The sequence below is a fragment of the Microbacterium sp. NPDC087591 genome, assembly GCF_044743625.1.
Classification (GTDB): Bacteria; Actinomycetota; Actinomycetes; order Actinomycetales; family Microbacteriaceae; genus Microbacterium.
On the sequence record NZ_JBIUWU010000001.1, the window covers coordinates 1,943,155 to 1,955,079 of the forward strand.

An 11,925-nucleotide genomic window follows, 5' to 3' on the forward strand; every position below is an offset into this window, starting at 1 on the left:
TTACAGTGAGTGCCCATGACGACGATCTACGATGTCGCGGAACGTGCGGGCGTCTCGCCGGCGACGGTTTCACGGGTGTTCAACGGCACCAGCGTCTCGGCCGAGAAGGTCGCCGCGGTGCGCAAGGCTGCTGCCGAGCTGAACTTCACCCCGAACCGCACGGCGCGCTCCCTGCGCACGCAGAGCTCCGAGGTCATCGCCCTCGTCATCCCCGACATCGAGAACCCGTACTTCACCGAGATGGCGCGCGGGGTCGAGGATGTCGCCTCCGAGGCCGGATACTCGGTCGTGCTGTGCAACTCCGACTCGCAGACCGAGAAGGAGGCGACGTACCTGCAGATCGCGATCGCCGAGCACATGTCGGGCGTGATCATCGCGACGGCATCCGAGGCGACGAGTCTCGACAGCATCCTCGCCACGGGGCGTCCCGTCGTCGCCGTAGACCGGGCCACCCGGTATGACGTCGACGGCGTCGTGATCGCGAACAGGGCGGCCGGCATCGCGGCGACCGAGTCGCTGATCGAGGCAGGGTACCGGCGCATCGCGTACATCGGCGGCCCGGAGGACATCGACACCGCCGCCGACCGTGCGGCCGGGTGGCGGGCCGCACTCGCCGCCGCCGACACTCACACCGACATCGGCGCGCTGCAGCGCTTCGCGACCTTCCGCGTCGACGGTGCCCGTGCGGCGATGGAGGAGCTGCTGGACCTCCCCGAACCGCCGGATGCCGTCGTCGCCGGCAACAACCTCATCGGCGTCGGGGCGATCCAGGTGCTCACCGAGCGGGGGCTCACGCCACCGCAGATCGGCGTGGCCGTCGTGGGCTCGCTGCCGTTCACCACGCTGTCGCCGACCGCGGTCACCATGGTGCGGCTGCCTGCCCGGCACATGGGCGTCACGGCGGCGCGCATGCTGCTCGAGCGCATCGGCGGAGACGCCCAGCCCGCGCGCACGGTCGTGCTGCGCGGCGAGGTGCAGCACGCCAGCGCTGTGCGCGCCTGAGTAGTTCCTCCTGCGGTATCTCGGAGATCTGCGTCATCTCGGACCTCGCTGACTGAATCGCTCCGAGATTCCGCTGATCTCCGAGGCGCCGCATCCGTAGTTGCACTCTGAAATCGATTTCAGCTACGCTTTCGGAGAGCCAGCGCGATCGAGGAGGACGCCATGCGATGCACTCTCGGAGTGGATGTCGGCACGTCGAGCACCAAAGGCGTGCTGGTCGCCGCTGACGGCGCGATCATCGCCTCGGCCACCCGCGCGCATGACGTCGCCCGCCCCCGCACCGGCTGGGTCGAGATGGATGCCGCGATCTGGTGGGACGAGTTCGTCTCGATCACCCGTGAACTCCTGAGCGCCCACCCCGACGCCGATGTGACCGCGGTCGGCGTGAGCGGCATGGGGCCTTGCGTGCTGCTCGCGGATGAGGACGACGAGCCCGTGCGCCCCGCGATCCTCTACGGCGTCGACACCCGCGCCGGCGCGCAGATCGAGCGGATGATCGCCGAACTCGGCGTCGAGGAGATCACCCGCGTGGGTGGCTCGACACTGACCTCGCAGGCCGGCGGGCCGAAGATCGCCTGGGTCGCCGACGAGGAGCCGGACGCCTGGGCTCGCGCGCGCCGACTGTTCATGCCCGCATCCTGGCTTGCCCGCAAGCTCACCGGCGCCTACGTGCTCGACCACCAGTCGGCCAGCCAGGTCTCACCGCTCTACGACATCGAGAACGAGCAGTGGCATGCCCCGTTCTGGGAGCAGTACGCCGCGACCATCGCGCAGCCACGGCTCGCCTGGGCGGGCGACGTCGCCGGCTCCGTCACCGACGACGCGGCGGCCCTCACCGGCCTCGCAGCGGGAACCCCCGTGATCGCCGGCACGATCGACGCCTGGACCGAGGCCGTCAGCGTCGGCGCGCACGACGCGGGCGACCTCATGCTCATGTACGGCACCACGATGTTCATGGTCTTCACGAACAGCGTGGCGACCGGCGAGGAGACGCTGCGCACCCCCTCGATGTGGACCACGGCCGGTGCGTTCCCCGGCACCCGCAACCTCGCCGGTGGCCTCTCGACCTCCGGCGCCCTGACCGCCTGGCTCACGGACCTCACGGACGCCGACTATCCCCAGTTGCTCGCCGAGGCCGAGGCATCGGGCCCCGGCGCACGCGGTCTGCTGATGCTGCCCTACTTCGCCGGTGAACGCACACCGATCCAGGACCCGGACGCCCGCGGCGTGATCGCGGGTCTGACGCTCGAGCACGGTCGCGGCGACCTGTATCGCGCGGCGCTCGAGGCGACCGCGCTGGGTGTGCGTCACAACGTCGAGACCATGCGCGCGGCCGGTGCTGACATCCGCCGCATCGTCGCGGTCGGCGGGGGAACCCAGGGGCAGCTCTGGCTCCAGGTGGTCTCCGATGTGACCGGGCTGGTGCAGGAGGTGCCGGCCACGACCATCGGCGCGAGCTACGGCGCCGCGTTCCTCGCCGCCACTGCAGTCGCCGCCAGTGCGGTCGACGCCATCGCCGAGGTCCCGCTCATCACCGACTGGAACCCGATCGCGCAGACCATCACCCCGAACGCCGCCCTGCGCGCGACCTACGACACCCTGTTCGACCGGTACGTGCGTCTGTACGCGGCGACCGCGGATGTCGTCCACGAACTCGCCGCCGACCAGCGGGCGGCGACAGGCTCAGCAGCCCACACCCGCCCCACGACGTCATCAACGGAGGAATCATGACCTACACACTGCCGACCCTGGCATCCCGTCCGGCATCCGCACCCAAGACCGCGTACCTGATCGCTTCGGGCGACCTGCGCGAGGCCGCCAACACCGGCGGCTGGCCCGTGCAGGTCGAGCTCGAGGCGGGCGTCACCGGCGTCTTCAACGACCTCGGCTGGACCGTCATCCGCGCCAACGACGTCGACCCTGAGACCGGCCACGGCTTCATCTCGAGCCAGCGCATGGGGCTCGAGGTCTTCAAGAACATCCCCGTCGACGCGCCGCTCATCGTGGCCGAGGCCGTGTGGCAGTACTCGCACCACGTGCTCGCCGGTCTGCGCACGCACCAGGGTCCGATCCTCACGGTCGCGAACTTCGCGGGCGACTGGCCCGGACTCGTCGGACTGCTCGGTCTGAACGCCGGCCTCACCAAGATGGACAAGCCGTACGCGACGATCTGGTCGGTCGACTTCACCGACGAGTGGTTCCGTGCCGGCATCAAGGAGTGGACCGAGACCGGCGCCATCACGCATGACGCCTCGCACGTGCGCGCCCTGCCCGAGCTGCCCGACAGCCCCGAGAAGCAGCTGGGTGAGGCGCTCGCCGCCGAGCTCCTGGCGGAGAAGGCCATCATCGGCGTCTTCGACGAGGGCTGCATGGGCATGTACAACGCGATCTTCGACGACGAGCTGCTCAACAAGACCGGCATCTACAAGGAGCGTCTGTCGCAGTCCGCTCTGTACGCCGAGATGCTGAACGTCCGCGAGGACGAGGCGGATGCCGCCTACGACTGGCTCATCGACGCGGGCATGACCTTCGTCTACGGCGAGGACGCCGCCACCGAGCTCACGCGCGAGCAGGTGCAGTGGCAGTTGAAGATGTACATCGCCGCTCTCCGCATCGCCGACGACTTCGGCCTCGACGCGGTCGGCATCCAGTACCAGCAGGGTCTGAAGGACCTGGTGCCGGCATCCGACCTGGCCGAGGGCATCCTGAACTCCACCGAGCGTCCTCCCGTGACCTCGCGCGACGGCTCGCGCGTGCTGCACGAGGGCCGCGCGTTCCCGCACTTCAACGAGGCCGACGAGGGCGTCGCGGTCGACGCGCTCGTGACCGATCGCGTGTGGCGCGCCATGGGCCTGGTGCCCGACAACACCCTGCACGACGTGCGCTGGGGCGAGGACTACGACGGACAGTTCGTGTGGGTCTACGAGATCTCCGGCTCGGTTCCGGCATCGCACCTGGGCGGATGGCAGAACGCCGAAGGATGGCGTCAGGGCCACGTGTTCTTCCCGGCCGGCGGCGCCACGATCAACGGCGTCTCGAAGCCCGGCGAGCTCGTGCTGTCGCGCGTCTTCATCGCCGACGGCATCCTGCAGGCCGACATCTTCCGCGCCTCGGTGGTCGAGCTGCCGGCGGAGGAGACTCAGCGCCGCAAGGACGCGACCAACCCGGAGTGGCCGATCGCCCACGTGGTGCTGCACGGCATCTCGCGCGACCAGTTCATGGCCCGCCACAAGGCCAACCACGCCCAGACGGTCTACGCGCCCGACGCCGAGACCGCCGACAAGGCCCTGATCGCGAAGGCCGCGATGTTCGCCGGCATGGGCATCAAGGTCAACCTGGTGGGTGACGTCGCGGTCTGAGCCGTCGGCAGGGAAGGTGAATGCCCCGGTGTAGGAGGATCCTCAGCGGATCGGCCTACGCCGGGGTGAACGCCTACCTGGGCGAGCCCGACCCCTCGAATACAGTGAGGGGATGCCCCCGGTGAAGCGCGTCACGATCACGGATATCGCGCGCCTGGCCGGAGTCTCACCCGGGGCGGTGTCGTTCGCGTTGAACGGCCGCCCCGGGGTGAGCGAGCAGACGCGGCAGCGCATCCTCGCGATCGCCGAGGAGCATGACTGGCTGCCCAGCTCCACCGCCCGCGCGCTCACCGGAGCGCGGGCGGGGGTGATCGGTTTCGCGGTCAACCGCCCCGCCCGCACGCTCGGAGCCGAGGCGTTCTTCACCGACCTGATCGCCGGCATCCAGTCGGCGCTCGCGGCGCAGCGCATCGCGCTGCAGACCGTGCTGGTCTCCTCGGTCGATGACGAGGTGGCGACGTATCGCCGCTGGCGCAGCGCGCACCAGGTCGACGGCGTGATCGTGATCGACCCGCGCGACGACGATCCGCGGCTGCCGACGCTGCGCGAACTCGGACTTCCCGCGGTCGTGATCGGCAGCATCGCCTCGCGCGCGAGCGACCCGGCCACCCTCTGGATCGACGATCGCCAGGTCGCGCGCACCGTGTTCGGCCATCTCGCGGCACTCGGCCACCGCTCCATCGCCTACGTGGCGGGGCCGGAGGAGTTCCAGCACACCCGCCTGCGCGCCGAGGAGCTCGCGGCGCTCGCGGATCGCGGGGTTGCCGGCGAGGTCATCCCGACCGACTCGTCGCCGTCCGCGGCATCCGCGGTGCTCCGCCGGCTGCTCGACGCCTCAAAGCCGCCGACCGCGGTCGTGTTCGACAACGACGTGATGGCGATCGCCGGGCTGCGCACGGCGCAGGAGCGGGGAGTGCCGGTGCCGCAGGACCTGTCGCTGGCGTCGTTCGACGACTCGGTCGTGGCGGCGCTCGTGCATCCGTCGATCACCTGCGCCACGCGCGACACCTTCGGGCTCGGAGCGGATGCCGCCGCATTCCTACTCGCCCAGATCGAGTCGCCAGAGGTGCTGCCCGACCGCGCCGCCGCGGTGCCGCAGATCACGGTGCGCGACAGCACCGCCGCGCCCCCACCGCGCTAGACCGCGCGGTGCTCGACGACCGTGTTCTGCGAGGCGTAGTTCCACGGCTCGACGGCGGGGCGAACCAGCTCGGTGATGCCGCGCGCGGCGAGCACATCGGGGTTCGCGGCATCCCGTGAGGTCACGAAGGCCGGATCCGCTCCGGCGGCGCACGCGTCGACCCAGGCCTGGAAGATCGCCCCGCCGGGGCTCATCGCCCCGCGGCTGATCGGGGTATCGGCGTCATCGACCTCGACCACGATGCCGAGCGGGCGCGCCGGAGCGGGCCGGCGCTCGCGCAACTCGGGGATCAGCTCGGCGAAGCGGCGGCCGATCGGCTTCGCCTCGCCGTTCTGGTCGACCAGCCCGAGGGTGTACTCCAGCTCCGGGAAATCGGCGAGGCTGCGACTCACGTCGTGCGAGCACCACCACGTGACGCCCCACAGGTCGTCGGTGCGCACGACCGAGCGCAGTGTCGCCTCGAGGAAGTCCGGCGTCTGCTCTGGCGTCAGGCAGTTCGACGGGGCGCCGACCTCCTGCAGCCAGATGGGCTTGTGCGGATCGGTGGCGAATGCGCGTGCGAGCTCGATCATGTACTCGGCATGGCGGTCGGAGGCGACGGACCGGCCGCCGTAGCGCTGCGCGGTGCCGTTGAAGATCCAGGAGTGCACGGTCGTGATGTCGCCCAGGCGCGAGGCGAGTGCGGGGGTGAAGCCGTGGCCGTCCATGTACCAGGCGGCGTCGTACTCGCTGTGCACGTGCTGCTGCGCCGGGGCGGAGGCGTGCGCCGCGTCGAGCAGGGTCGCGATCCAGTTCGCCGCCTCGGCCTCGGTGACCGGCCAGGGGGAGGGATGGGTCTGCGCCGAGAACTGGTTCGTCTCGTTGCCCAGCGTGAAGCCGAGGAAGTTGGAGGCGTCGCCCAGGCGCTCGCCGAGGCGGGTGACCAGTTCGGCCTGACCGCTGAGAGCGTCCGGGTGCGTGAACATGTTCTTGTCGTGCCACGTGAACAGCCACGAGGGGATGAAGTCGAAGCTCGACAGGTGCCCCTGGATCACGTCGACGCTCGTATCGAGCCCGAACTCGGCGGCGACGTCGACCACGGCGCGCACGTCGTCGACGGCCTCGGCACGGATCAGTGTGCGGTTCGGCTGCAGCACCGTCCACAGCGGGAAGATGCGCAGATGGTCGAGGCCGAGCTCGGCGAGGGCCGCGAAGTCACGGCGCACCTCATCGAGGTCGAGCGACATCCAGGCGTGCATCCACTGCGAGCGCGGGGTGTAGTTGGCGCCGAAGCGCAGCGGAGCGTTCATGCGGCAACTATACCGATTTAGTTCGGGAAGATCACGACTCGGCGGATGCCGCCAGGAAGGCCCGATAGTCGGCGAGCGAGACCTCGGCGTACGCGCGAGCCCAGTCGAGCAGGGCCTGCCCGACCACGCGTCCGCTGCCGATGTAGCCGGCCACCTCGGATGCCGTCACGGACTGGCTGTGCGCACGGGCGATCGTCGCCGCACACGCCTGGGCATACGTGATGAACGGCCCGTCCTCGAGCTCCTCGACGTCGATGCTCCCCTTCATGTCGTGGAACTGCCGCACGTAGAAGTCGGCGTTCGGACCGCGCAGGTGACCGAGGAACGGATCCGAGAGGGCCTGCAGGATGCGCTGCATCGAGGTGACGCGGGCGCCTTCGCCGGAGGCCTCGATCACCTCCTGCAGGGCTGCGGGCTGCGCGATGCGGCCGTACTCCTCGAGCACGCTGCGAGAGGCCTGCTTCGGCTGCATCAACAGCGTGTGGCCCTCGCCGTCCTGGAACAGCACGAGGTAGCAGCGGGTGCCCACGCTGCCGACGCCGACCACGCGCCGGGCGATGTCGCTCACGGCGAAGTGCTCGAAGAGGAGGGCGACATCGGCGCTCGCTGTGCGGCGGTACTGCGCGACCAGGTCCTGGACCAGGTCGTGCACCTCCGCGCCGACCGGGGTCGTGGTGGGCGCCTGCGGCAGGAAGCGCCGTCGGCCGTCGGCATCCACCTCGGTGAGCCTTCGCACCGCGCGCTCGCCGGTGCGACGCTCGGCCTGCTTGACGGCGCCGCGGATCACCTTCTGCGATGCCTTGTCGAGCAGACCCTTGGCCGAGTCGACGCTGAAGTGCGTGAAGTAGCGCGCCGTGGGGCTCAGCTCGGTCGCTCGCGCGATTCCCCGCGCATAGGTCGCGACCGCTCCGCGAACGGCCTCGTCGATCACGTCATCCGGTCGACCGGACGCCTGCCCGCCGACGACGATGCTGGCGACCAGCCGCTTGACGTCCCACTCCCAGGGGGCCCACGCCGCCTCGTCGAAGTCGTTGAGGTCGAACATCAGGCTGCGTTCCGCCGAGGCGTAGAACCCGAAGTTCGACACGTGCGCGTCTCCGCAGGAGGCGACGAGGATGCCGCTGTGCGGGGCATCGGCCAGATCTGCGGCCATCAGCGCCGCGGTTCCCCGGTAGAACGTGAAGGGGCTGACCGCCATCCGCTCCGCCCGCAGCGGGACCAGGTCGGGGATGCGATCGCGGTTCTGCGCGGCGAGGATGCCGAGGGGGTTGCGGGCGCCGCCGGCCAGCTCGGCCAGGGCGCGGCGGGGCGTGCGCTTGCGGGCGGCGATGCCGCGGTCGAGGAGGTCGCGGTGCGAGGCCGGTGCGGCCCACTCGGAGTTCATGGGGTCATTGTGGCAGGTGGGCAGGTGGGCAGGTGGGCGGGTGCGCCGACGGAGTTCGCGGCGGTAGGTGAATGCACGGAGGCAGGACGATTCGGGGAGAATCTGCCTACGCTCGAGTGATCGCCTACCCTGGCGCCAGCTCAGGCGGGCGGAAGCCGCAGCACGTCGGGGGACTCGCCGCCCGTGAGGTCGTCGGCGATGCGGATGCTGCGCGCCAGGTCGTCGAGCGCTCCGATCACGGTGCCGAACCGCTCGCGGTCGCTGCACACCGCCGTCACGGTGATCAGGTGCGTGCCGGTGTCCCAGGTGTAGGTCGCGAACGGCGGCGCCGAAGGAGACGCGGGCACCGGTACGACGAGCTTCTCGCCCACGCCGAGACGTGAGGGGAACGAGACGGTGTCGTCGTAGTCCATCGGCATCGACGCGCGGGCGATGCGCACGTCGGGCGTGAGCTGCTGCGCGGTCGCCATGGCCACGATGAGCTCCGGTTCCGCCTTCCAGGTCCACACCAGCACGCGGCCGTCGGCCTGGCGCATCATGAAGGGCGCGGCCTGGCTCATCGCCCAGGCGCCGAAGCGCGAACCGGGGCGCTCTGTCGCGCCGAGGGCCGAGTTCGCCTGGCCCAGCAGCATCCGGATCGCCGCCTTGCGGTGGCGACGTCCTCGCCATCCGAGCGAGTCCGTCACGGGAATCCACAGGGCGGGATCGGCGTCGGCAGTCAGTCGCATGCCTCCACGGTACGGGGTGATCGTCGCGCGTCGCGAGCCTCCGGCCTCGGCGACTTGACGGGGTCCGCACTCGTGAGTGACACTCAGTTCACCGACAACTGTTAACTGTCAGATGAATTTGGGGGAACGCGGTGGATGTACGCCCGTTGGCCATGGGGGAGCAGATCGCTCATCGCCTGCGGGTCGAGATCATCACCGGGGTCGTCCCGCAGGGCACTCATCTCGCCGAGGATGCCCTGGCGACACGATTCGACGTGAGCCGCGGCCCCATCCGCGATGCGCTCCGCCAGCTCGAGAGCGAAGGCCTGCTGGAGAGCCGCCGCAAGCGCCTGTACGCGCGAGGCCTGGGTCTGGAGGGTGTCGAAGAGCTCTATGAGCTGCGCGAGGCGCTCGAGACCCTCGCCATCCGGTTGGCGGTCTCGCGCGCCAGCGCCAAGGAGTGGGACGGCGTGCAGGCGATCGTCGATCGGATGCGCGCGGCCGGCGAGCTCGGCGATGTCGAGATGTTCACGGACGCCGACATGGACTTCCATACGTCGTTCTACACGCTCTCGCGCAATCGTCGGCTGATCGAGGCGTGGAGACCGTATCAGCGCACCTTCGCGATCTTGTTCGAGATGAGTGACACTCCGGACATCCCCGCCGCGACCGTCGACCATCAGGGCTTCCTCGACATCGTCAGGACGGGAGACGCCGATGCGGCAGTCAAGCGCCTGCAACTGCACCTGACGCTCGCCAAGGCGCACGTGCGCGACGCGCTGCCCGTCCCGCCGGAGGACTGACGGCGCATCCGCTCGCTGCGCCGGTCAGGTGACCGGCTCGTTCACGGCGATGGCGACCTTCCCCACCACGGCGGGGTCCGTCACGGCCTCGAACGCGAGTGCGGCCTGAGCGAAGGGGATCACGGTCGTCACGATCCGGGCCGCGTTCGGCGTCGATGCCAAGAGCTGGACGGCCGCGTCGAGCTCGCCGAGGAATCGGTGCGAGCCGAAGAGCCGGAGCTCCTTCGTCACGAGAGCGGAGAGCGACAGGGGGCGCGGATCGCGGGGCAGCATGCCGAGCTGGACGATCCGACCGCCGGGCCGGGTCGCCGCGATCGCGTTCGCCAGCGCGGCGGGAACTCCGGTCGCCTCGATCGCGATGTCGACGGATGACTCCGGCACGGGCGTGTGCGACGCGTCGACGATCGCATCGGCACCGAGTCGACGGGCGAGCTGGAGTGCGGCGGGCCGGACGTCCGAGACGGTCACGCGTGCCGCGCCCGCGCGCTGCAGCGCCAGCACGGTCAGCAGGCCGATCGGTCCCGCGCCGCAGACGAACGCCTCCGCTCCGCTGACGTCGCCCGCCTTCCCGAGCGCGTGCAGCACCACCGCGGTCGGCTCTGCCAGGACCGCGGTGGTGGGAGGCAGGGCCTCGGGGAGGACGCGAAGTCGTTCCACGCGTACCGAGAGGTATTCCTGCAGCCCGCCATCGCTGTGCGGTCGAGTGGAGGCGGTGCCGAGGAAGGAGGGGCGTTCGAGTGCGAGATCCGCGGCGACACTGCTCTCGCCCTGGCGCGGCGACGGCCATGCCGGGTGCACCGCCACGCGGTCGCCGACCCGGGGCGCGCCGGAACTCCCTGTGCCGATCTCGGTGACAGCGCCGATCTCGGTGACGGCGCCGATCTCGGTCACGGTGCCGATCACCTCGTGACCGAGGACGAGCGGCTCTGACACCACGAAGTCTCCGTTCGCCCCTCGCGTGAAGTAGCTCGCATCCGATCCGCAGAGTCCCACCAGGTCGACGCGGACCAGGGCGTGGCCAGCGGGCACGGTGGGCACATCGCGCTCGATCGCGGTGAGGATGCCGGGTGCGGAGAGCTGTATCGCCTGCATGAGAGGTCCCTTCCTTGCGACGTCTTGACCCGATCTTCAGTCTGGCATATGTTGATTGTTAACAGTTTTACAGTTTCAGTTTTCGTCGACGGTGACAGACAGGACATCCTGCGCACCTCGAGAAGGGCAGCAGGATGAGCGACAGACCAGCACCCGTCGGTGCCGGACGCACCGTGATCGTCGGAGCGGTGCGCTACGCGGAACTCTGCGGGCGAGGGCGACAGCTCTTGATCGACAACGGCTTCACGCTGATCGAGAACCAGACCACCGTGCCGTGGACCGCGTCGGAGCTGCACGAGCTCATCCGCTCCGCAGACGCCGCGGTCGCCGGGGTCGAGGTCTTCGACCAGCCGGCGCTCGCCGAAGCCGCATCGCTGCGCATCGTGTCGCGTCTGGGCGTCGGGCTCGACAACGTCGATCTCGCGGAGGCCCGTGCGCGCGGGATCGACGTGGTCAATGTGCCCGGCGGCAACGCCGAGGCGGTCGCCGAGCTGGCCCTCGGATTCATCCTGTCGCTTCTGCGACGGCTGCCCGAGATGAATGAGGCGGCGCGCGCGGGGCGCTGGGATCGCTATGTCGGACGGGAGCTGGCCGGCACGCGCATCGGCCTTCTCGGATTCGGCGCGATCGCGCGCCTGCTCTCCGCCAGGCTCTCCGGGTTCGATGTCACGATCAAGGCATACGACCCCTACGCCGACCCCGCGCACGCAGCCGCGCTCGGCGTCGCCCTCGTTCCGCTCGAGGACGCGGTCGCCGACGTCGACATCGTCAGCGTGCACGTGCCTCATCTTCCGGCGACCCATCATCTCGTGAACGACGAGCTCATCACGAGGATGAGCGAAGGGACTCTGCTCATCAACACCAGCCGCGGGGGCCTGGTCGACGAGGCCGCGCTGGTGCGGGGCCTCGAGTCCGGGCGTATCGGCGGGGCCGGACTCGACGTCTTCGAGCACGAGCCGGTCGATCCGCGGAACCCCTTGTTCGCCCACTCGGGTGTCGTCACCGCTCCGCACGCCGGTGCCGACACCGTCGAGGCGTACGACCGGATCGGCTGGGCCACCGCCGAGGCGATCGTCGACGTCTTCTCGGGTCGCCGGCCGGCGAACCTCGCCAACTGACTCTCCTCCCGATCACCCTCCCGCATCAGA

General features: G+C 70.0%; 10 protein-coding genes. 6 read left to right on the forward strand and 4 right to left on the reverse strand.

Going from position 1 to position 11,925, the window contains the following annotated elements; genetic code table 11:
* Window positions 1-15 precede the first annotated feature (15 nt).
* From ACIOVG_RS09225 to ACIOVG_RS09240, 4 genes are all read left to right on the forward strand, one after another.
* Complete coding sequence (locus tag ACIOVG_RS09225) at window positions 16-1,002, forward strand: LacI family DNA-binding transcriptional regulator (RefSeq protein ID WP_400871931.1); 987 nt, start codon at window positions 16-18, stop codon at window positions 1,000-1,002.
* Window positions 1,003-1,164: 162 nt separating this feature from the next.
* On the forward strand, window positions 1,165-2,733 hold the full coding sequence (locus ACIOVG_RS09230) for an FGGY-family carbohydrate kinase (protein WP_400871934.1): 1,569 nt from the start codon (window positions 1,165-1,167) through the stop codon (window positions 2,731-2,733).
* Window positions 2,730-4,361 carry a fucose isomerase gene (locus ACIOVG_RS09235; RefSeq protein WP_400871937.1) on the forward strand — a complete coding sequence of 544 codons (1,632 nt, stop codon included), beginning with the start codon at window positions 2,730-2,732 and terminating at the stop codon, window positions 4,359-4,361. Before ACIOVG_RS09230 ends, ACIOVG_RS09235 begins: the two co-directional genes overlap by 4 nt.
* Before the next feature lie 112 nt (window positions 4,362-4,473).
* Window positions 4,474-5,502 (forward strand): LacI family DNA-binding transcriptional regulator, encoded by a 1,029-nt coding sequence (locus ACIOVG_RS09240; protein ID WP_400871940.1) that lies wholly within the window; start codon window positions 4,474-4,476, stop codon window positions 5,500-5,502.
* Here ACIOVG_RS09240 and ACIOVG_RS09245 read toward each other — a convergent pair.
* The 3 genes from ACIOVG_RS09245 to ACIOVG_RS09255 form a co-directional block, all read right to left on the reverse strand.
* Window positions 5,499-6,791 (reverse strand): glycosyl hydrolase, encoded by a 1,293-nt coding sequence (locus ACIOVG_RS09245; protein ID WP_400871943.1) that lies wholly within the window; start codon window positions 6,789-6,791, stop codon window positions 5,499-5,501. The two genes, ACIOVG_RS09240 and ACIOVG_RS09245, sit on opposite strands and share 4 nt — an antisense overlap.
* 31 nt (window positions 6,792-6,822) lie before the next feature.
* Window positions 6,823-8,175, reverse strand: coding sequence for a DUF2252 domain-containing protein (locus ACIOVG_RS09250; protein WP_400871946.1), 1,353 nt, complete (start codon window positions 8,173-8,175; stop codon window positions 6,823-6,825).
* 140 nt (window positions 8,176-8,315) lie between these two features.
* The gene (locus ACIOVG_RS09255) at window positions 8,316-8,903 is read right to left on the reverse strand and encodes a hypothetical protein (protein WP_400871949.1); all 588 of its coding nucleotides are present in this window, start codon (window positions 8,901-8,903) and stop codon (window positions 8,316-8,318) included.
* A gap of 131 nt (window positions 8,904-9,034) precedes the next feature.
* On the opposite strand from ACIOVG_RS09255, the gene ACIOVG_RS09260 reads away from it, so the two are divergent.
* A complete protein-coding gene (locus ACIOVG_RS09260) occupies window positions 9,035-9,685 on the forward strand; it encodes a GntR family transcriptional regulator (protein WP_400871951.1) in 651 nt (216 codons plus the stop codon).
* A gap of 24 nt (window positions 9,686-9,709) precedes the next feature.
* Here the strand turns inward: ACIOVG_RS09260 and ACIOVG_RS09265 are convergent, their stop codons facing one another.
* Window positions 9,710-10,777, reverse strand: coding sequence for a zinc-binding dehydrogenase (locus ACIOVG_RS09265; RefSeq protein WP_400871954.1), 1,068 nt, complete (start codon window positions 10,775-10,777; stop codon window positions 9,710-9,712).
* Between the two features lie 134 nt (window positions 10,778-10,911).
* Here ACIOVG_RS09265 and ACIOVG_RS09270 point away from each other — a divergent pair, with 134 nt between their 5' ends.
* Window positions 10,912-11,895 (forward strand): phosphoglycerate dehydrogenase, encoded by a 984-nt coding sequence (locus ACIOVG_RS09270; RefSeq protein WP_400871957.1) that lies wholly within the window; start codon window positions 10,912-10,914, stop codon window positions 11,893-11,895.
* Window positions 11,896-11,925 lie beyond the last annotated feature (30 nt).

Bases quoted from the DNA above. Each gene is read 5' to 3' on its own strand.
- ACIOVG_RS09225 (WP_400871931.1), top strand. From the start codon at position 16: ATGACGACGATCTACGATGTCGCGGAACGTGCGGGCGTCTCGCCGGCG.
- ACIOVG_RS09230 (WP_400871934.1), top strand. From the start codon at position 1,165: ATGCGATGCACTCTCGGAGTGGATGTCGGCACGTCGAGCACCAAAGGC.
- ACIOVG_RS09235 (WP_400871937.1), top strand. From the start codon at position 2,730: ATGACCTACACACTGCCGACCCTGGCATCCCGTCCGGCATCCGCACCC.
- ACIOVG_RS09240 (WP_400871940.1), top strand. From the start codon at position 4,474: ATGCCCCCGGTGAAGCGCGTCACGATCACGGATATCGCGCGCCTGGCC.
- ACIOVG_RS09245 (WP_400871943.1), bottom strand. From the start codon at position 6,791: ATGAACGCTCCGCTGCGCTTCGGCGCCAACTACACCCCGCGCTCGCAG.
- ACIOVG_RS09250 (WP_400871946.1), bottom strand. From the start codon at position 8,175: ATGAACTCCGAGTGGGCCGCACCGGCCTCGCACCGCGACCTCCTCGAC.
- ACIOVG_RS09255 (WP_400871949.1), bottom strand. From the start codon at position 8,903: ATGCGACTGACTGCCGACGCCGATCCCGCCCTGTGGATTCCCGTGACG.
- ACIOVG_RS09265 (WP_400871954.1), bottom strand. From the start codon at position 10,777: ATGCAGGCGATACAGCTCTCCGCACCCGGCATCCTCACCGCGATCGAG.
- ACIOVG_RS09270 (WP_400871957.1), top strand. From the start codon at position 10,912: ATGAGCGACAGACCAGCACCCGTCGGTGCCGGACGCACCGTGATCGTC.